At 38.1% G+C, this 19987-nt stretch carries 22 protein-coding genes and 1 pseudogene; 4 read left to right on the top strand and 19 right to left on the bottom strand.

Annotation, left to right across the window (positions count from 1 at the left end; all coding sequences use genetic code 11):
* Positions 1 to 218 precede the first annotated feature (218 nt).
* Together GHI45_RS08385 and mscL are read left to right on the top strand one after the other, a co-directional pair.
* Positions 219 to 2242 (top strand): annotated as a pseudogene (locus tag GHI45_RS08385) (4-alpha-glucanotransferase).
* Positions 2243 to 2353: 111 nt separating this feature from the next.
* Positions 2354 to 2743 (top strand): large-conductance mechanosensitive channel protein MscL, encoded by a 390-nt coding sequence (mscL, locus tag GHI45_RS08390; protein WP_147780309.1) that lies wholly within the window; start codon positions 2354 to 2356, stop codon positions 2741 to 2743.
* 29 nt (positions 2744 to 2772) lie between these two features.
* Here the strand turns inward: mscL and GHI45_RS08395 are convergent, their stop codons facing one another.
* From GHI45_RS08395 to GHI45_RS08420, 6 genes are all read right to left on the bottom strand, one after another.
* Positions 2773 to 4053, bottom strand: coding sequence for an MATE family efflux transporter (locus GHI45_RS08395; RefSeq protein WP_147780308.1), 1281 nt, complete (start codon positions 4051 to 4053; stop codon positions 2773 to 2775).
* 91 nt (positions 4054 to 4144) lie between these two features.
* Complete coding sequence (nusG, locus tag GHI45_RS08400; protein WP_147780307.1) at positions 4145 to 4702, bottom strand: transcription termination/antitermination protein NusG; 558 nt, start codon at positions 4700 to 4702, stop codon at positions 4145 to 4147.
* A 171-nt stretch (positions 4703 to 4873) separates the two neighbouring features.
* On the bottom strand, positions 4874 to 5068 hold the full coding sequence (gene secE, locus GHI45_RS08405; protein ID WP_147780306.1) for a preprotein translocase subunit SecE: 195 nt from the start codon (positions 5066 to 5068) through the stop codon (positions 4874 to 4876).
* A gap of 38 nt (positions 5069 to 5106) precedes the next feature.
* On the bottom strand, positions 5107 to 5256 hold the full coding sequence (rpmG, locus tag GHI45_RS08410; RefSeq protein ID WP_147780305.1) for a 50S ribosomal protein L33: 150 nt from the start codon (positions 5254 to 5256) through the stop codon (positions 5107 to 5109).
* An 86-nt stretch (positions 5257 to 5342) separates the two neighbouring features.
* A complete protein-coding gene (locus tag GHI45_RS08415) occupies positions 5343 to 7163 on the bottom strand; it encodes an acyltransferase family protein (RefSeq protein ID WP_147780304.1) in 1821 nt (606 codons plus the stop codon).
* A 122-nt stretch (positions 7164 to 7285) separates the two neighbouring features.
* The gene (locus GHI45_RS08420; protein WP_147780303.1) at positions 7286 to 9523 is read right to left on the bottom strand and encodes a PBP1A family penicillin-binding protein; all 2238 of its coding nucleotides are present in this window, start codon (positions 9521 to 9523) and stop codon (positions 7286 to 7288) included.
* Positions 9524 to 9708: 185 nt separating this feature from the next.
* On the opposite strand from GHI45_RS08420, the gene GHI45_RS08425 reads away from it, so the two are divergent.
* Positions 9709 to 10584 carry an RluA family pseudouridine synthase gene (locus GHI45_RS08425; protein WP_147780302.1) on the top strand — a complete coding sequence of 292 codons (876 nt, stop codon included), beginning with the start codon at positions 9709 to 9711 and terminating at the stop codon, positions 10582 to 10584.
* Here GHI45_RS08425 and GHI45_RS08430 read toward each other — a convergent pair.
* From GHI45_RS08430 to comGA, 11 genes are all read right to left on the bottom strand, one after another.
* Positions 10531 to 11340, bottom strand: coding sequence for a metal ABC transporter permease (locus GHI45_RS08430; protein ID WP_147780301.1), 810 nt, complete (start codon positions 11338 to 11340; stop codon positions 10531 to 10533). The genes GHI45_RS08425 and GHI45_RS08430 overlap by 54 nt on opposite strands.
* The gene (locus GHI45_RS08435) at positions 11333 to 12052 is read right to left on the bottom strand and encodes a metal ABC transporter ATP-binding protein (RefSeq protein ID WP_147780300.1); all 720 of its coding nucleotides are present in this window, start codon (positions 12050 to 12052) and stop codon (positions 11333 to 11335) included. The genes GHI45_RS08430 and GHI45_RS08435 overlap by 8 nt, the downstream gene beginning before the upstream one ends.
* 153 nt (positions 12053 to 12205) lie before the next feature.
* Positions 12206 to 13048, bottom strand: a complete 843-nt coding sequence (locus GHI45_RS08440; protein ID WP_147780299.1) for a metal ABC transporter solute-binding protein, Zn/Mn family — start codon at positions 13046 to 13048, stop codon at positions 12206 to 12208.
* Positions 13045 to 13482 carry a zinc-dependent MarR family transcriptional regulator gene (locus tag GHI45_RS08445; protein WP_147780298.1) on the bottom strand — a complete coding sequence of 146 codons (438 nt, stop codon included), beginning with the start codon at positions 13480 to 13482 and terminating at the stop codon, positions 13045 to 13047. The genes GHI45_RS08440 and GHI45_RS08445 overlap by 4 nt, the downstream gene beginning before the upstream one ends.
* A gap of 79 nt (positions 13483 to 13561) precedes the next feature.
* A complete protein-coding gene (gene comGG / locus GHI45_RS08450; protein ID WP_153497429.1) occupies positions 13562 to 13816 on the bottom strand; it encodes a competence type IV pilus minor pilin ComGG in 255 nt (84 codons plus the stop codon).
* 23 nt (positions 13817 to 13839) lie between these two features.
* Positions 13840 to 14268, bottom strand: a complete 429-nt coding sequence (gene comGF / locus GHI45_RS08455) for a competence type IV pilus minor pilin ComGF (RefSeq protein WP_147780296.1) — start codon at positions 14266 to 14268, stop codon at positions 13840 to 13842.
* Positions 14252 to 14548, bottom strand: a complete 297-nt coding sequence (comGE, locus tag GHI45_RS08460; protein WP_147780295.1) for a competence type IV pilus minor pilin ComGE — start codon at positions 14546 to 14548, stop codon at positions 14252 to 14254. Before comGE ends, comGF begins: the two co-directional genes overlap by 17 nt.
* On the bottom strand, positions 14520 to 14936 hold the full coding sequence (gene comGD, locus GHI45_RS08465; protein WP_228386055.1) for a competence type IV pilus minor pilin ComGD: 417 nt from the start codon (positions 14934 to 14936) through the stop codon (positions 14520 to 14522). The genes comGE and comGD overlap by 29 nt, the downstream gene beginning before the upstream one ends.
* Positions 14911 to 15216, bottom strand: a complete 306-nt coding sequence (comGC, locus tag GHI45_RS08470; RefSeq protein ID WP_147780293.1) for a competence type IV pilus major pilin ComGC — start codon at positions 15214 to 15216, stop codon at positions 14911 to 14913. Before comGC ends, comGD begins: the two co-directional genes overlap by 26 nt.
* A gap of 45 nt (positions 15217 to 15261) precedes the next feature.
* Positions 15262 to 16311 (bottom strand): competence type IV pilus assembly protein ComGB, encoded by a 1050-nt coding sequence (gene comGB / locus GHI45_RS08475; RefSeq protein ID WP_228386056.1) that lies wholly within the window; start codon positions 16309 to 16311, stop codon positions 15262 to 15264.
* On the bottom strand, positions 16235 to 17173 hold the full coding sequence (gene comGA, locus GHI45_RS08480) for a competence type IV pilus ATPase ComGA (RefSeq protein ID WP_147780292.1): 939 nt from the start codon (positions 17171 to 17173) through the stop codon (positions 16235 to 16237). The genes comGB and comGA overlap by 77 nt, the downstream gene beginning before the upstream one ends.
* A gap of 180 nt (positions 17174 to 17353) precedes the next feature.
* On the opposite strand from comGA, the gene GHI45_RS08485 reads away from it, so the two are divergent.
* Positions 17354 to 18463, top strand: a complete 1110-nt coding sequence (locus tag GHI45_RS08485; protein WP_147780291.1) for an Ltp family lipoprotein — start codon at positions 17354 to 17356, stop codon at positions 18461 to 18463.
* Between the two features lie 164 nt (positions 18464 to 18627).
* Here the strand turns inward: GHI45_RS08485 and GHI45_RS08490 are convergent, their stop codons facing one another.
* The gene (locus GHI45_RS08490) at positions 18628 to 19395 is read right to left on the bottom strand and encodes a hypothetical protein (protein WP_147780290.1); all 768 of its coding nucleotides are present in this window, start codon (positions 19393 to 19395) and stop codon (positions 18628 to 18630) included.
* Positions 19396 to 19397: 2 nt separating this feature from the next.
* The gene (locus GHI45_RS08495) at positions 19398 to 19940 is read right to left on the bottom strand and encodes a matrixin family metalloprotease (RefSeq protein ID WP_187230107.1); all 543 of its coding nucleotides are present in this window, start codon (positions 19938 to 19940) and stop codon (positions 19398 to 19400) included.
* Positions 19941 to 19987 lie beyond the last annotated feature (47 nt).

Below are 19987 nucleotides of genomic sequence, written 5' to 3' on the forward strand. Positions count from 1 at the left end.
AACAGCACCTATCAATTTTAACAGAATATAAACGGTCTGTCAAGAACTTTTCCTTGTTTTTTAAAAGTTTTTCAAGAGGCTTCGAATAGACACTTTAACTTTTTATGCAAGCGATTGCATTTTCTTATTGCACATTTAATTGAAAAAGTTTATAATATATTTATTACATAAAATGATAACGTTTTATTTTTACAGACTAAAAATTTGAGGCAAATTCAATGGATACAAACTTCGTGATTCGACCACATGGCGACAAGCCCTATCACACAGGCGTGGCCGTTCCTATCTTTTCTTTGAGAACTGAACATGACTTCGGTATTGGCCAGTTTTCTGATTTGAAAATTCTTGCTGAGTTCGTTCAACGCTCCGGCATGGATATTATTCAACTGCTCCCCGTCAATGACACTACGATTTTCATGAATTGGAAGGATTCTTCTCCTTATCGTGCGGTGTCTGTTTTCGCCTTGCACCCAATCTATCTTGACTTGGCACCATTTATCAACCAACTTTCAGACAGTATGCAAAAGAAATTTGCAACTGAACAGGCTGAACTTAACGCTTTAACTCAAGTTGATTATGAACAAACGCTGGCTTCAAAATGGAAATTTGCAGGAGCAATTTACAAAAAAATCGGCAAATCTACTATAGAAAGTGATGACTTTAAGGAATTCTTTGACGAAAACCAAGCATGGTTGAAAGCATACGCAGCCTTTTGCGTCTTACGGGACAAATTTGTCAGTGCTGACAGCAACCTTTGGGGAGAACATTTCGTTCAATATTCTGAAAGCATTTGGTCAGAGCTGACTAGCGACCCTAAACTCGCTGAACAAATCAATCTGCAGATGTTCGTCCAATTTTTACTTCATCAACAATTAAAAGAAGCCGTTGAGTTTTGTCATGCACTCGGCGTTGCTGTCAAAGTGATATTTCTGTCGGTGTTGACCGTAAATCTGCTGACGCTTGGGCAAATCCAGACCTCTTTAATATGGATATGCAAGCTGGAGCCCCACCTGACCCATTTTCTGCCGTTGGACAAAACTGGGAATTTCCAACGTACAACTGGGACAAGATGGCTGAAGACGGCTTTGATTGGTGGACACGTCGCATGAAGAGCATGGCTGAATATTTTGATGCCTACCGCCTCGACCACATTTTAGGTTTCTTCCGCATTTGGGAAATTCCAGCCACTGCTGTTCGCGGTTTGCTTGGTCATTTTTCACCAGCGCTTGCCATGCCTGATTGGGAAATTGAAAACTATGGCATTCCTTTCCGTTGGTGGGGAGTTGAACGTTTCCTTGAACCGTTTATCAAGGACTGGGTCATTGACGAAAATTTCGGACGTGACAATCGCGACTATATCATCAGTCAATTCTTGGATTATGTTGGAAATGGCAATTATCGCCTTAAAGCATTTGTCAATACACAACGCAAGGTCGAAGCATTAGCAGATACGCCAGATTGGCAAATTGAAGGGCTTTATCGTTTGCATGAAAATGTTCTTTTCGTTCGCGACCACCAAAACGAATACATGTATCACCCACGGATTAAGATGCTCGAAACTTCTTCTTTCCGTGAACTCGGCGATGAGTTTAGAAATAATCTCGAACGCCTTTACAATGATTACTTCTATGGAAGAAACTATGGTTTCTGGGAAGAACAGGCCTATAAAAAACTGCCTGCCATCAAGGGAGCAACTGAAATGCTTGCGTGCGGCGAAGATCTCGGCATGGTTCCTGACAATGTGCCAAATGTCATGTGGAATTTGCAAATCCTTCGTTTGATTATCGAACGTATGCCTGCTGATGGCGATTTTGTCAGCGACTTAGTTTACACGCCGTATCTGTCAGTCGTGACAACTTCTTCACACGATACCACACCGCTGAGAATGTGGTGGGAAGAAGACCGCGACTTCACGCAACGTTATTACAATGATGTCATGCATTGGATTGGCGAAGCACCTCAGTTCGCTGAACCTGAAATCGTTCAAGAAATTGTCCGTCGCAACCTGAACACGAAAGCTATGCTTGCCATTATTCCAATTCAAGATTGGATTGACATGACGAGCGAATTGCGTGTCGATAATCCTTCTGACGAACGCATTAACAATCCTGAACATACCTATCATTACTGGCGTTATCGTTTGCACCTTGACTTAGAAGACTTACGCGACAATGAAGGTTTAACTTCATTTTACCAAGACTTCATCAATGAAACGCGCCGTGCAAAAACCATTGAAGAATAAACCAATCAAAAGAGACCTTCAGGGTCTCTTTTTTTCAGTCAGTCAAAATTTATTTCACAGCTTTCATTTGATATAATTGATTTATCATATTTATATTATTTGGAGGTTTTTATGATTAAGGAATTTAAAGAATTTATCTTGCGCGGAAACGTGCTTGACTTGGCAGTCGGTGTTATCATAGGTACTGCTTTTACTGGACTTGTGACATCACTTGTCAACAACATTTTCAACCCATTCATCGGTTTATTCACAAGTAGTGGTGCGCTCGCCCACATGGAATTCACGATTGGAAAAGCAAAATTTAGTTATGGTGCCTTTTTGAACGACGTCATCAACTTCATCATTGTTGCCTTTGTCTTGTTCTTGATTATCAAAACAATCAACAAACTTTTCCCAACTAAAAAAGAAGAAGACGAAATTAAAGAAGAAAAAATCAACGAAGAACTTCAAACCCTTCGCGAAATTCGTGACTTACTAAAAGCCAACGAACAAATAAAATAAAAAAAATCTGTCAGCTCTGACAGATTTTTTTATATGGTACTCACTTGCTTGAACTTATATCTAAGGAAGAGGAAACGGAAAAGATTATCCAATATCACGCCAAACCAGACGCCCTCTAGCCCCAAGCCAAGAAAATGGCCAAAGAATAAGCCAAAAAGTGTCCTAACCACAAGCATGCCAAATGTTGTCGCATAAAACGGCAGTTTGGCATTACCAATCCCTTGAAATGCGGCTGTGTAAATATTTGCTCCCGTCACAAAAAAGATGGCAATAAAAGAAAATAAAATCACCGTATCGCTACTTTGGATAGCGACAGCATCTGACGTAAACATCTGGCTCAACTGATGCGCAAATGCCAAAATAACACCACCAATAACAGCCATCATCAGTACTGACAGCAACATTGTCTTTCGAATATAGCGTTTAATATTCTCAAAATCATGCTTACCAAATTCTTGTGCAATTAGAACGACTGTAACTGTCGCAATTCCAAACATGGGCATATAATTAAACTGGGTGATACTTTCGCCAATCGCATTTCCTGCAAATACTTTTTCGCCAAAGCTGATGACCAACATCATAATCAACAAATCACCAAGTCTCATTGACAACCGCTCACCTGCCGCCGGAAAGGTCATTCTGACCAGTTCCTTGTCCAATTTCAGCCGCCAGAACTGACGGCTGGGACGTTCTTCCTTTATCTTCTGATAAAGATAAATAGTTCCTAATAAGCGAGCAATCACCGTACCAAGCGCTGCACCAATCACACCCCAATGAAAAACAAAGATAAAAACGGCCGCCAAAAGCAAATTAACAACATTGACCAGTAAACTTGCAAGCATCGGTGTGGTTGAGTCTCCATGTGCGCGCAAAAAGCTCCCAAAAGTTGTCATTAAACCAAGCAAGATGATTGTTCCACCTACCAAAGCCAGATAATCATAGGAAAGTGTCAAAACTTCTCCTCTTGCGCCGAAAAGGTTGACCAGAAAAGAGCCCAGAAAAAGTGAAACCAGACCTAAGACAAGACCGACAATTCCTGTTAATTTCAATCCTGAGTCAACAATTTTCTGACGACTTTCTTTACTTCCGTCAACCAAACGCCGCGAATAAAGACTAGCAACAATCGTCCCAATGGCAATAAACAAGGCTTGATAAACAGCAATAATGTTGTTTGATAAGGAAACGGCCGCGACGGCAGAAAGACTAATTCGAGTCACCAAAAACGTATCGCTCAAGCCGACCAACATCTGTAAAAAGTTTTCAACCATGGCTGGAAAAGCAAATTTAATGATTTCCTTATTATTTTTCACGTAGACAACCTCTGCATTTCTTCTTAATGTCATTATAACAAAAAAGGGCTGCATATTTTAGGCAACCCTTTTATTTAATTCGTTAGTTATTTTATTCAGTGATTTCTTCAATTTGGTGCATGTCAAGTTCAACTGGTGTTTCACGACCAAACATATCAACAATCAAAGTCAATTTATCACCGTTGATGGCTGTAATTGGTGCTTCAAATCCTGAAAATGCACCGTCAACAATACGGACACGTTTGCCAACAAAAACTTCAAAGTCCACTTCGCGAACCATTTGTCCCATACCAACCAAAATTTCATTGATTTCTTCTTCGAAAAGTGGTGTTGGTTTTGATCTGTTCCCGTGAGAACCAACGAAACCAGTAACGTTTGGTGTGTTACGAACGATAAACCAAGCTTCGTCAGTCATGTTCATTTCAACCAAAATGTATCCCGGGAAAAGATTTTCCTCAACATCTTTCATTTTTCCGTTTACTTCGGTACGGATTGTTTCTGTTGGGATTTCAACACGCAAAATGTTATCAGACATGTTGTAAAGTTGAGCACGATCCAACAAATCTTCCTTTACTTTCTTTTCGTATCCAGAATAAGTTTGGATAACGAACCAGCCTTGGTCCAAATTAACTGTTGAATTTTCGTCCATTTTTAAATACCTCTATTTTTTATTCTTATTTTCACTTTATTTTAAAAAGAAAAAGGGGTTCCCCCTCAACTTCTTTATTATAACATATTTTTAAGCGATTGGAATAACTTTTCTACGTTTTAATTAAAACGAATAGAGAAAATTATCCGCTCACTCTCCAATTTTAAATTCTTATTTAAAAAAGAGTGGCAACAAGTGATTTACAGCCGTTGTAATTCCGTTTTTGCTGATCCAGTCGAAAATCATAATAAACACCAAAAAGAATACTGTGTACTCAATGACTTGGAAAAAGTCGCGAACAGATTGTTTGCGCGTTGGCCAAGTTGTTAATTTCATTTCTTCAATGATACCCTTGATAAAATTCATATGCTATCCTGTCTTTTAGACCTATCGTCTAATTCTTATTATCGTGTTTCTTTATGCAATGTATGTTTGCCGCAAGTTTTGCAAAACTTTTTAACTTCAATTCGTTTTTCTTTTGCATTGCCTGACAAATTCAAAGTGTAGTTTCTTGAACCGCACTCTGTACATGCTAATCCTGCTTTTTTAATCATATCTGCTCTCCATTCTATCAAAAAAATAGAAAATTCGCAAGAAAACGATAAATGATTTCTTGTATTTTCTGCTTTATTGTGCTTTTTTATTTGGCCATTGCCTTAGCCACTAAACTTGTATAATGAATCGCCCCTTCATTTTGTGGGTGAATCAAATCACTATAAAACCAACTCTTTTGATTGTTTGAAGCCTTATTCCAGTCAATAATCGTTAAGTTACTGTATTTCTTAGCAGCTTCTGCCAGTTGTTTATTATTTGGTGAAACCCAAGGTTTGTTTGGCGCTTGAATATTGATCCAATAAACGGGCTTACCTTCTGCCAGACTCATCATCTTGTCAATATAATTTGTGCCACCATACGTTAGTGTTCCATTTGTCCCCAAACCAACCAAAATCGCATCATAGTTTTTCAAATTGTTCTTTTGGCTTTCCAAATACGTAGCACCTGTGGCTGCTTGCTCACCGATTGTTGCGTTAATCATCATCTTTGGAAACATTTCTTTAAGATTACTTGATGCAGCAACCATAACCGAGTCCCCGATTGCTAAAATCGGCTTCTTGCTCATTTCCTCAGCAATGACTGGCTCCACGCTATATTTTGTCGCCACTGTTTTAAGTGGCAAACTAACATTGGCATTGGCTTGTTGCTTTTGCTCTTTAATCAAGGCTTCTTGTTGAGCTAAGATTTTATTTTGCAAAATTTCTTGGTCACGCGCAGAAGCTGGAGAAAATACAATCATACTCAAAATGGCAACAACCACTAGAATACAAGCAGACTGAATTATTTTCTTTCGTGTTTTCCAGTTTCCGCCCGTTATAAACTTATGAACAATGTCCATGATATTGGAATAATCAAAATGCTGTGCTGGTAGCTCAACAAAGCGGTAAGAGAGCTCTGAAAGGATACCAATCAAAGCAAGTTGCCAAAGAATATTGTACCATGCTGTTGGCTCTAATAATTTCGCTTCAGAGAGGGCAAAGACTGGCAGTTGCCAGATGTATATTCCCAAAGACCGACTTCCAATATAATCAAAAAATTTATTACTGAAGATTTTATTTGCAGGAAGTGCTGGATGAGCGATTAAAGCAATTAAAATCATGGTTACAAAACTTATCAACCACATACCACCATAGTAAACAAAATTACTCTCGGCAGGCATAAACAGATAAGCAAGGATTAAAATGGCCGTTGTTACTATCGTTGCATATAAGCCAACTTGTCTTCCTTTTTGATTGACCTTTTTGGACAGTTTATTCATTGGCCAAATGATGGCTAGACTTGCCCCCATCATCAAACTAAACAAACGTGTGTCTGTTCCATAATAAACGCGCGTTGGGTCACTTCCAGGCACATATAAGATTGCCATCAGCAATACTGAAATAAACGAAATCACTGAACTGACAATAAATATTATTCCTTTATTTTTAACAAATTTCAATAAAAGGAGGAAAAGGATTGACCAAACGATGAAGAATTGACCTTCAATAGACAGATAATAAATGTGTTTAAAAGGTGAAGCACCCGTGATGTCAGTGAAATATGAATTTCCCTGTTGGATTTGCCACCAGTTTTGTATTGAAAACAAGCTTGAGAAGAACTCTGAGCGCAGCCCTTGTAGCAAGTTTTTTTGAAAGAAGAATAAATAGGGCGTCACAATAAAGAACATGGCAATTAAAGTCGGATAAATCCGCTTCATTCGCTTCCCTAAAAATTTAAATATGTTGATTGATTGTGTCTTTTCATACTCTCTTTGGAGGGAATTGGTTACCAAATACCCCGAAAGCACAAAGAATAAAACAACCCCTAGAAATCCTCCTTTTATGGTCGCGGGAAATAAATGGTATAGAATAACTGCCACTACCCCGAGTGTTCTTAATCCATTAAAGCCTGTGATGTAACGCTTCATTTCCTAATTTTTCTTCCTTCTAAATTAAATCTTTCTAATTCCTGACAAACTCCTGCAATTTGGCTTCGTTCATTGCATGTTTGCTTTTATTTTAGCATATTTTTTCAATATTGTTACTGTTGCTAATTCTTAAATAAATTACTAATTGAATTCCAGACAGAGCTTGCTCCATCTTGAATACTTTTAACTGTTTTATCAAGCACATTACTTGATGATTTTGTTGTACTTGAACTGCTACTGCTGCTCGTTGTAGGGGTATTTCCTGTTGTATTTGCTTGAGCTTGCTCTTGTGCCACAATATTATCTTGTAACTGTCTTTGATAAGTATAATATGGTGTTTTCGCAGAAATTCCGTTTGTTACATAAGGATTTTGAACGGTGAAAGCTGTCCCCTTAGTATATGGAAGCAAATAGCTTGCCGCCTGCCTGAAAATAACTGACGTTTGTCCTTCGGAAGTACCGGAAAGTTTGTAGAGGGTGTCATTTGGATTAGAATAACCAACCCAAAGTGCCATTACAATATCTGGTGTGTAGCCGACAACCCATTGGTCAACATTTTCGTTGGTTCCCGTTTTACCAGCCATGGTGTAACTTTTTGGAGCTGCATTGTAGGCAGACCCATTACTAAATGTTCCGAGCATCATTTGGGTCATTGTATCGGCAGTTGCCTTGCTGACAACACGTTTTGAAGTAACGTCTGCCGTTTTAATGACTTGCCCTGCCGCATTTTCTATTTTTGTGATGAGATGAGCGGATTTCATCACGCCGCCATTGGCAAAAGTTTGATAAGCTTGTGCCATTTGCCAAGGATTTGTCTCAATACCAGAGCCTAAAGCATTGGTCAGATTGGTCGTATTTACTGTAATGCCAAATTCTTTTCCTTTTGCATTTCCAACTGCTGGGCCAATGGTCTTATAAGTTGAAATAGCAGGTATATTATATGAATTTGCAAGTGCCTGATAAAGTGGCACCTGTCCTGCCCATGTTCCGCTAGCTTCCGTTGGAGACCAATTTCCGAAATCAGTTGGCACGTCATTGACGATACGATTGATTGTCCAGCCCGCTTCAATCGCAGGTGTGTAAACAATTAAGGGTTTGATTGCAGAACCTGGCGAGCGTTTAGCCATAGTCGCATAGTTGAAGTCTGTAAATGAATTTGATGTGGAAGTATCCACATTTCCAACCAGCGCTTCTACTTCACCTGTTTTAGGATCTATGGCAACTGAAGCAGACTGTGCATAGGTACCATCAGAAGCTTGAGGGAACAAACTCAAGTTGCTGTAGGTCTTTTGAAGTCCCGTTTGCATACTTTGATCCATTCCTGTATATATCTTATAGCCATTATTCATGATTTCCTGAAGACTCAGACCGTATTTGCTCTCTGCTTCAGAAATCAAGGCGTTATAATAGCTTGGATATTGATACTGTGTTGATGGGGATTTGTAGTTGTCCTTGACTTGTGAAAGTAGATCAACTTTCATGTACTGATCCGCTTGGGCTTGCTTGAGATAGCCTGCATTGACCATGTTTTGTAAGACGGTATCTCTACGGTTCGTTGCATATTTCCCTTTGAGATAAAGTGGATTGTAGATTTCTGGCCCTTTGAGCATTCCTGCCAAAGTCGCGGCTTCATCCACTGTGACCTCACTGGCATGAACACCGAAATATTTTTCAGAAGCATCTTCGATGCCCCATATTCCATTTCCAAAATAGGAATTGTTAAGATACATAGCCAAAATCGCATCTTTTGAGTAATGCTTATTGATTTCAAGTGCCAAGAAGAATTCTCTTGCTTTACGGTCAATGGTTTGGGCTTGTGTTAAATACGCATTTTTAGCCAGTTGCTGCGTAATGGTTGACCCACCACCGAAACGACCAAAAGTCAGCACAGCAAGTGTAAAACGACTGACGTTGACTCCGTGGTTAGAATAAAAAGTTCTATCTTCCGTAGCAATAACTGCATCTTTAATGTTTTTAGAAACCTGACTTAATTCGACAGTTGTTCCTTTTTGACCGTATAGTTTACCGGCAACGGCACCGTTTTTATCAATAATTTCTGTTTGCGCTGCAATGGAACTCTCAAGTACCTTTACATTTGCTGTTTTGGCAAGATAAAAAAGGTATGAGCCCATACTTACAACGGTCAATAAGACCAAAATAATTAAAATCTTGGTCAGATTATATCTTTTCCAGAAGCGCTTGATTGGACGCATGATTTTTGAAAAAGTTGATTTTCCTTCCGGAAGCAACTCTTCTGCTTCATTAACTTCTTTTTCTTCTGTATTTTTTGTTTTAATCAGCTTCTTTTTCTTGGGCTTCGAGTCCTTAGAACGACGGCTAAAATTTTGATTTTCAGACATTGTTTTATTCCTTAGCTTCTCTTTATTTTAAGTCCTGTCGCATTCATTTTGATGAGACAAAAATGAACACGATGACTTTCTTTATACTGATAGTTCTATTATAGCTTTTTAACTTTTTTATAACTACTCTTAAAAAATCTTATCCGACTATTTTATCAAATTTCGCTTTGTGATATAATATGGACATGGAATTTAACTTTATTTTACCAAAAAACTTTGAAGAACAAAGTGTTAAGCAATTATTAGAAGAAAAATGGCTTCTTCCACGTAAGCAACGCCATTTTTTACGTCAAAAAAAGCATTTTTTGCTGAATGGTCAAACGGTCAGTGATGAGACTTTACTTGTCAGCGGTGACAAAATCAAAATCAGCTTTGACAAAGAAGATTTCAATGAATTATCTGTGGAATTTGGCGACAAAAGCCAAGCCAATATCATGTATGAAGACGAGCATTTGGTCATCGCCAGTAAGCCTGAAGGCATGAAAACTCATCCGAACCAAGCAGATGAGCTTGCCTTACAGAATCACGTTGCGGCAGCCATTGGCCAGCCCGTTTTTGTTGTTCATCGCTTGGACCAAGCAACGTCTGGGCTTGTGCTCTTTGCAAAAAATCAGCTGGTGCTTCCTATTCTTGGGAAGATGTTTGAGGACAATCAAATCCATCGGGAATATGTGGCACTTGTGCGTGGACATTTTCCACAAAAGAATATGACCATTGACCGTCCCATCGGGCGTGACCGCCATGACAAACGCAAACAAGTGGTGAGTAAGACGGGAAAAAAGGCAATTACACATTTGTCAGTGCTGACAGCCTATAAAAAAAGCAGCCTCGTCAAGTTAAGCCTTGACACAGGCCGCACACATCAAATTCGTGTTCATCTGTCATCGCTGACAAGACCGATTATTGGTGATTTGCTTTATGGCAATGATAAGTATGAAGCACGTTTGATGCTCCATGCTAGACAAATCCGTTTAAGACATCCATTTACAGATGAATGGATTGAAATATCAGCGCCGAGTGAGACTTTTGATCGCCGATGTCAACAAGAAGAGGACAATTAAAATCAAAGTAATGGCCGCTGAGGCTGGCGCATTTAGATAATAAGAAGCAATAATCCCTGCATTCAGCCCAATAAAGCTGATAATCACTGACCAAGTCAAGACTGACTTGAATGATTTACCGATGCGCATCCCAATAGATGCCGGAAGCACCATGATGGCTGATACTAAGAGGGCACCTGCTGCGGGAATCATCAAGGCAATGGCAATTCCTGTCACGATATTGAATAAAATCGAAATGAGACGAACAGGTAAGCCATCAACGAAAGCCGTGTCTTCATCGAAAGTCATAACATACAAGGGACGAAGGAATAATGCAAAACAAATCAAAACAAAAATTGCCATAACAAAGAGCATGATTACTTGTGGAACTGTGATGGTAATAATCGAACCAAATAAGTATTGGTCAAGGCTGACATTGGTTGCTCCTTTTGAAGAATTCAAAACCAGAAGCGCCGTTGCAAGCCCTGCCGACATCAAAATGGCCGTTGCAATTTCCATATAATTTTTATAGATTGTTCGCAAATATTCCAAGAAAACAGAAGCCAATACTACGACAATCAATGTGGTAATGGTTGGATCCCAACTCAATAAAATACCAAATGCAACACCTGCAAGAGAGACGTGCGACAAGGTATCAGACATTAAACTTTGCCGACGAAGTACTAGAAAAACACCGAGAAGTGGTGAGAAAATCGAAATCGCAGTTGCTGCAAGGAGGGCATTTCTCATAAAATCATAACTGAGAATATCAAGCATTTTGTGCCTCCTTTGTCTCGATATGTTCACGATCCGTGTGTAAATCGAAACAAGCAAATTTTCCATTTTGATCTTTATAAAGATGAATGTTACGGTCAGCAAATGCTTTGACTTCTTCTGGATCGTGCGTGACCATCAACACACTTTTTCCATGTTTGTGTGCCGCGTGGTGCATGAGTTGATAAAAATCAGCCGAAGAAACATCGTCCATCCCAGTCGTTGGTTCATCCAAAACAAACAAATCAGGATCGCTCGCAAACATTCTTGCGATAGCGATTCTTTGTTTTTGTCCACCAGAAAGCTCGCCAAGGCGATGGTTTCTGTATTCCCACATGCCAACTGACTCAAGAGCTGATTTGACATGTTCTGTATCATGCGCATTGAGTTTTTTGAACCAGCCTCGTCTTGGATAACGTCCACTCGTCACAAATTCTTCGACAGAGCTTGGAAATCCTGCATTAAAACTTGCAACTTGCTGTGGCAAATAAGCAATTCTGAGCTTTTCTCCAAAACTATTTTTGGCAGAAATCGTTACTTTTCCATGTTTGGGTTTTAAGACGCCGAGTGTTGTTTTAATTAAAGTTGACTTGGCCGCACCATTTTCGCCTGTCAGTGTGACGAACTCACCTGAGTCGATATGGTAGCTTATATTTTCTAATACTGGCTCTTTATCATAGTAAAAAGTCAAATTTTCTACGTCAATGTAGCGCATGTTACTTCCTTTTTGGTTGATTGTTTCTTTATTTTAACAAATTAAAAAGAAAAGTTCTCGAATAAATATTAAACGAGAACTTTAAGGAGTTTATGAAAAGATTTTTTTAGGAAGGACTTTATTATAGTGCCAATCCCTTAACATATCCTTAAATTATTTAATCGTTTTTTGAAGTGATTTTAAATTTTCTTGCATGAGGCTGATGTAGTCGTCGCCTGCTTTTCTTTGGGCGTCTGAAAGCGATTCAACCGTATTGATGAGCAGCGTATCTGCTCCTGCCGACTTAGCTAATGTATCAGCGATTTTACTGTTGGCATTTTCTTCAACATAGACTGATTTCAGCCCTGCTTTTTCCATTTCCTTTTTCAAATTTGCCAGTGCTGACGCAGAAGGTTCAATATCTGGGTCAATACCTGTGACCGCGATTTCTTTCAAATCATAATCACGCGCTAAATATGAAAATGCTTCGTGCTGTGTGATAAATGTCTTTTGTTTGGCATTTTTTAATGTATCAAATTGGGCATCTAATGCTTCCAATTTTATGAGATAAGCCTCGGCATTTTTAGCGAAATCTGTTTTATATTCTGGAAATTTTTTGCTTAGTTCTTCTTGAATATATTTGACTTCCTTGATAGCTTGCTTTGGACTAATCCAAGTATGTGGGTCTCCCGCAATCTGATCTACGGCACTTGCAGCTTCGATCTTTGTCGCATATGTCTTAACAGAAGGCACCCATTTTTCTAAGTCATTTGAATTATACACAATGGCAGAAGCGTCGGTCATTTGAGCGACTTGCTTTGCACTAGGTTCATAATCATGTACTTCTTGATTGGCTGGTACAATCATTGCCACATCAACTTTGTCCCCTACAACTGCTTTTGTAAATTCATACATGGGTTCAAAAGTTGTCATAATTTGTGGTTTAGATGCTGTTTTTTGACAACCTGTCAGTAAAACTAAGACAGATAAGATTGGAATTAAGAGCCATTTTTTCATTCGAGTACCTCTGTCAGCTCTGACAGAAAGCGATGAATTACTTCCTGGTCTTCGCTGGTAAATTTTTCAGTCAATTTTTTGTAAGCTTCTAAAGTTGAAGCATGGTGTTGTGCGTGTTCTTGTGCTATCGGCAAAGCTTTGGGGGTCAAACTCCACAAAACAACGCGTTCATCTGCTTGCAAGCGGCTTGAGATTGTCAACCCTTGTTCTTGCAATTTCTTGATGGCTTTAGTAACAGCGGCCGGGGAGATGGACAATAGTTCGGCGATTTTTGCATTCGTCAATGTTTCAGTTTCTAGTAACATTAAAATATGTTCTTGTGTGCTAGTCAGTTGTACACCTGACTCGCATTTTCCGAGTAATATTTCATGTTTATTCTCAGCAAATTGCGTGACTTGACTTAAAAACTGATCAATTTGAAGTTCTAAACTCATTTTTTCTCCTCTTAAAATTAGTTTACTGGTTAAGTATATCTAAAAAATAAATGAATGTCAACGATTTGCCATTCTTTTTTTATTTATTAATTCGGACAACTTCCCCCGTTTTCAAGCGCGCTTCAAAAACCAGACCTGTTGCATCCTTTTGGTAAACTAATGTGCCAGTGGAAAAGTTAAAAGTTCCATGATTTTCTCTCACTTGATCAAGAGATAAATTCACCATCATTTCTGCAATCAAGTGGTTTTTACGTTCTAAAAGTTGCTTTTTTGAAGCGAGCTGGCATTGCAGGGCAAACTGTAAAAGCATGGAAAATATGAGCCCCATCAACATCGCATAGAGTAAAACGCCCGCTTTTACTCGGTAGCTTCTAAAAATGTGTAAATAAATGTTCGTCTTCCTCCCTGATCAAAATTTAGCTCAAGACTAACCGTTTGTCCTTGCTGGCTCATTTCGACCTTTTTAATTCCGTAAAGCATCGGCTGATAACCGCGCCCATTTGCGTCCGTTTTTCTGAAATCTTCGCCTACTAGCCCATAGCGTAAGTCCTTGTCAGTGCTGACAAACAGATAGTTTTGCTCTACTTTAACAAGTTTTGCCTGTCCCAGTTCCGCACGCATTTGTTGGCAAAATATCTGCCAATCTTTTGTTGTATTTTGACGACTTGCCACAATCTGCTGGTTCAATATTTTTGTCAGTCCGATGATGACAAGTACCGATTGGGAGATTACGAGCAAAGCCAATAATGCTTCAAATAATGAGAATGCACTAATCTTTTTCTTCAAATCTTAGCAATTCCTCTCCGTTGTTTTTAATGATTGTCTCATGTTCATTTTTTACGATTTCAATTTCTGAACCGTTCAATGACAGCTTATTTTGATTACTCTGTAAAGCCATTTGTGCCACATTGTACGCCTCTATCTGCCGATTGATTGCTTCGTCTTCTTGTTTACTCTTTGTCAGTGCTGATAAAACATCCGTCACCAAAACTGAAAGCAAAGCCATTGTAATCAGACTTTCTAGTAAGAGATATGCCTTAACTGATTGTTTTCTTATATTTTCCACTTCCCATCTCCAATTGATACGTTATTGTTTTATTTTCTGAGGGAATTCTTATTTTAATCTTAGACAAACTCGAATTCTCCCCTTTCTCATTAAAAATAATATTAAAATCATCAATTAAAATCTCATTTGGCACATCAATTTTTTGAGAACGACTCATCAAAATCTTATTTTTTGATGAAAAACTGGTAGGAATACCAAGTAATCCGGCATCAGCCTGCGTATCTTTATATGCATTTTCAAATGTCAAAATAAAGAGTTGGTTTTGCACAAATTTCACCGTTTTTGTCAGCTCTGACGAAAAATAAAGCAAAATAAAACTTGTAATCATCAAAACCAGCAAGGCTTCTATCAATGTAAATCCTTTAATTAGGGATGCTGCGAGTCTCATTTTTATTTTCTGCATAATAATGCTCGTAACTTTCTGCCTGTTTTTTGGTAATCATTTCAGAAGTAATCAAATCTGAAAGACTAACGTTTTCTGAATGCTCCAATTTATACATTTCTGCTTGATTTTCAACGACTTTTACAACAGCAGCTTCTCCAGTTTTTTGAACTTGTTTCTTTTCTTTCATCAAATTTGGGACAAAAAGTAAAATCAAAACACTGATAATCGCAAGCACAACAAGCATTTCAATCAGGGTAAATGCACGAACTGTTTGTTTTTTCATTTTTTCTTTCCTTATTCTCTTTTTTTAAAATTTATTTCATTATACTCACATCATTTGCCCCATATTTGAATAAATTGGCATCAGCATTCCGGCGTACAAAAGGACAATCATTAAGGCGATAAAAATGAAAACAAGGGGTTGAATGAGTTGGATTGCGCGTTCAATTTTCAGGAAAAATTGTTCCCAACACTCCTCCGCATACACTTCTAATTCGAGGCCTAATTTGTCCTTGAGTTCACCATATTCAATCATCAATGCTAATTCTGGCTTGAAAAATCTCATTTGATTCACAGATTTTCCAAATGAAGTTCCAGAATTCAGTTTTTTTAATAACAAATCTCCTGTTTCACTAAAAATTGGACTTTTCTGCTGGCTCATCAAATAAAAAATCTCTTGTAAATCCACGCCCTGAGCAATCAAATTTCCCCATTCTCTTGAGAAATAGCCTGTTAAATACAGCTTGACGACTTCTGACAGTAAAGGAATTTTTATCATGAGTAAAACTTTAAAAATTGCTTTTTTCTTTCTTAGAAAATACTTAGTTAAGCCACTTAAAATGATAATAAAGAGCAAACTGAGGAGAAATATGCTGGGCAAATGACTGATGGTTTGAGTGAGCAAGTTGTCCTGACCATCTGAAATTTGGGGCAATAAATAGTTTTTCAATCCCAGCATAATTCCAATCAATAAAGTAATCAACAGGATGGGATACATCAAAATTCCTATCAATTTTCGTTGAATTTGCAACTTCTTTCGCACATTAACTTCTATCAGTTGCAAGGTTCCTGCTAGATTTCCATGCTGTTCAGCTAATGAAATTTGTGTGAGGACAGAATGAGAAAAATTGAGTTTTTCTAAGATAGAGCTTAGATTTTGACCAGACTTTAATCCCATTTTCATATTTTGAACGAATGTTTTTTCAACCAAATGAGAACGTTCTAAAAAATCGACTACTTCGCCCAAATGAAAACCATTTGACAAGAGATTTCCCATCAGTTGAATCAATTTAGCTTGCTTATCAAGACTTAATTTTTTCTTTTTGAGCTTGAGGAGCTGTGAGATGTCCGTCTGCAACAAGCGCATCAATCTTTTCATTCCATTTTCCATCGTCCCAAGACGAAAAATTGTTTTCGGCAATTTCAAGCACTCCTTTTCCTTTGATTAAACGCTGATATACCACGGTTTGGAGGACATTATCTATTTCCCAAGCCGACAAGCCTAGTTCCAACAGACGTGAATGGACACCCGATACTGACTTCGCGTGAACGGTCGAAAAAACCGTAAATCCTGTTAAACTCGCTTGTAGAACGGCACGCGCTGTTTTTCTATCTCGTATTTCGCCTACAATCAATAAATCTGGACGATGTCTTAATGATAATTTAATCAATTCCTCATAGTCATTGCCAATCGTTTCATTGACTTGAAGCTGAAGAAATTGAGCATTGACCATTTCAACAGGGTCTTCCACGGTCAAAATCTGCTCTCCAGCAAAGGTGCGCGCCGCCAAATCAAACATCACTGACGTTTTTCCTGAACCAACAGGGCCTGCAAAAAGGTGTAATCCTCTCGAAAGCGTCACTTTATCAAGTGCTTTTTCTGACTCAAACCAAAACTTCAACTCCTGACTTTGCTCATGCAAAATCCGGATGACAAGTGACTCGCCGCCATTGAAATCGCCAACGCTAGAGAGCCGCAGCCGTCTTTTAGTTTCTGATGTGTCATACCAACAACTGCCCAACTGGGTGCGCCTTTTTTCTCCCACATTCATGCCTGCCATGAATTTAAAATGCGTGATGAGTGCCTGGCCTTCAGCTTCTGGATAAGTTTTCTCCAAACTTCTGACGCCTATTCCCTTAAAATAAACCTGATAGGCTTCTCTCTCATAATGGATATAAATGTCATAAATGCCTGATTTTACGGCTCTTTCAATCATTTTTTTGGCTTCTTTTTGTATCATACTTTTATATACGTTTTTTTGCTTTCTTTGTCACAGGCTTTTTATTTTAATAATGTCATCAAGCAGATAAGATAAGATAAGATACCATTTTTTTGTTTTTTGTCATGACTGTGTTATTGACATCTCCTCTACATTTGATATAATAAATTCTGTAATTATTAAATTACAAAAGGAGATGTAATGAAGATTTCATTAAAAAAACTGGCAAGCTATTCTGGGCTTGCTTTAGGAACTTTTTTGCTCGCTGGTGGAGTCACTGTAACTGCAGTTTCTGCTGATACCACAACTTCAATTCCAGTATATTCGATTGCTAAGGGAACTGACCATTACTTAACAACTGACCTCAATCGTGTCAACCAGCTTTTACAACAAGGCTATAATTCAAAAACTGTAATTAGTTATCAGCCCGTAACTGGTGGCACTCCCATTCATAGCTGGTACAGTACACAACAAGGGCATTATTTGACAACTGATGATTCAGCAACCAATCAAGCACGTCTCACAGCACTTGGTTATGTTGAAATGGACGGAAGCACAGGATTACTTTCAGCAAGTTCAACTGATGGCAATGCCATGCCTGTCTATGTCTGGTTCAATACTCAAGGCAGCCATTATTATAATGTTGATGGCAATCATACGTTCACACCTGCAGTTTATGGCAACCGTCAAGTTGCTTGGTATGGCTATCAAGTCCCAGCAACAGCAAATGATATTGCTGCTTTGAAAGATGCCAATACTTTAGAAGCTGCACCTGCAAACATGTCTGCTACAGAAGTGCAACAAGCATTGACAAAAGCAGGCTATGCTGCTTCAGAAGTACAATATGCTTTGAGTCATCTCACAGTTGACTACAATGCTGCAGCTTTAGAATCTGCTATCGAATATATGGCTCCTGCTTCTGATGGCACGAAATCAAACCTTTCTCAAACTGAATTAGCTAAGCAACTGACAACTGATGGATTCACAAGTTCACAAGTCGCTTATGCCATTGCAAATGTCAATGCAGACTATAATGGCTCCGCATTGGAATCTGCCCTCGAATATATGGCTCCATCTGTAAAATCTGATTTATCTCCAACAGATTTGAAAGCTCAACTGCTGACAGATGGATTTACAAGCGCTCAAGCTGATTATGCGGTCGCAAATACACCTGCTGCTGACTTTAATACTGCGGCAAAAGTGGCATTGGACGAACAGCTGAAAGGCCTATCCACAGCAGATATTCAATCAAATATGCAATCTTGGGGATTTACAAGCGCTCAAATCGCTTACGCCATTGCTCACCAATAATAAATAAATAACAAAAAAATCCTGTCAGTTCTGACAGGATTTTTTTATTTATTAGTTGAGAAATTTTTCGTCAAATCACCCACCTTATTGCAGTACAATTCGATATATAATAGGAGAAGTACTCTCTGACTTAACAATTTTTTTAAAAACTAGCAGAAAGTCTTTTAGTCCATGATTTGACTAAAATCAACTTTATTACCATTCCCATTTAATCTTTTTTCAATTTCTGGAGCCGTGACTAAATCTCTCCCAAATTTCTCGAAGTCTATTTTTTCATTTTTAATCTCAGCCTCAACTGATTTTATTTTTTTAGAATTTACTAATATTTTTTTAATTACTTCTTGTGATTGTTGATCTAAATCCATTGGTGAATCATCCAGTGGGAAATTACTTGGAACATTTCCTCCCTCTTGAATATATAATTTTCCGTCTACAACACGAGAAAGAAAGATATAAGTTTTACCTTTTTCTGGGATAATATCATTTTCAATCAAAGTCATAAACTGATTTTGATTTTGTGTATAGCCAAAAAAAGAACGGGAAGCTTTAATTACTTTTTTTGTGGGAAGATTTCCTTGTAAATTTTCTAAAACCTTTAAATGAAACTCTGTCCGTGGAATGCTGGATAAAAAATTACCATTCGAGTCATTTACAGGGTTTGTATAAGAAGTTTTCATATTTTGGACAGTTGCAACAAAAATATTATCTGATTCTAATATTTTTCCTGTTTCTGTAGTTGCTCCCATATAATCTGCCTGACTTACAACAATAGGAATTTTACTCGTGGAAGTTCTCACATTATTTTGATTTTTAAGGTTAAGTTGCTCTAAGACCGATACATTTACTTTAGCTGATTTTCCAGAAGTACAACCGGAAAGTGCAAACGTTAATAAGACAAGCGTTGTTATTGATAAAATTTTATTATTTTTCATAATTACCACCTTGTTTTTGATTGAAGAAGTCCAGATTTATCATCTGCGGAAGGAAGATTTACAATGGGGAGGCTTGCCCCAAAGTTTGGATACATAATACTCAATGAATCACCATTATGTCCTAACCCTAATGCGTGACCAAATTCATGGACAGCAATATGAAAGCTATATTCTCTTTTATCTGGATGATTATCCTTAATCATCCAGTAATCGTTGAATTGAATTGTTCCCCGTGGGTATACACTAAACCCAGGTCCTGATAATATTGACGTCTGTCCACCTACTAATGAGGTTGGGTCATTAAAATCGCTCAAATAGGCATTTGCTGCATTATCCATTCTTTGGATAGTACCTGAAGACTGCTGATTCCAATATATATCAGCATGTGCCACTTGCAATGTATGTTTTGTTTGGGGTTCATTATATCGTAAAATTTTATTACTTCCTCCCAACCACCAAGCCTGTAAAGTATAAGCCTTTGCTTGTAAAGAAAATCCAAAACAGAGCACTGCAATGAATAAGGTTGATGACATTGTTTTTTTCAAATTTTTGTCCTCCATAATATTTTAGCAAACGTTCACAATAATATTGT

The organism is Lactococcus sp. dk101, assembly GCF_009601055.1.
GTDB lineage: Bacteria > Bacillota > Bacilli > Lactobacillales > Streptococcaceae > Lactococcus.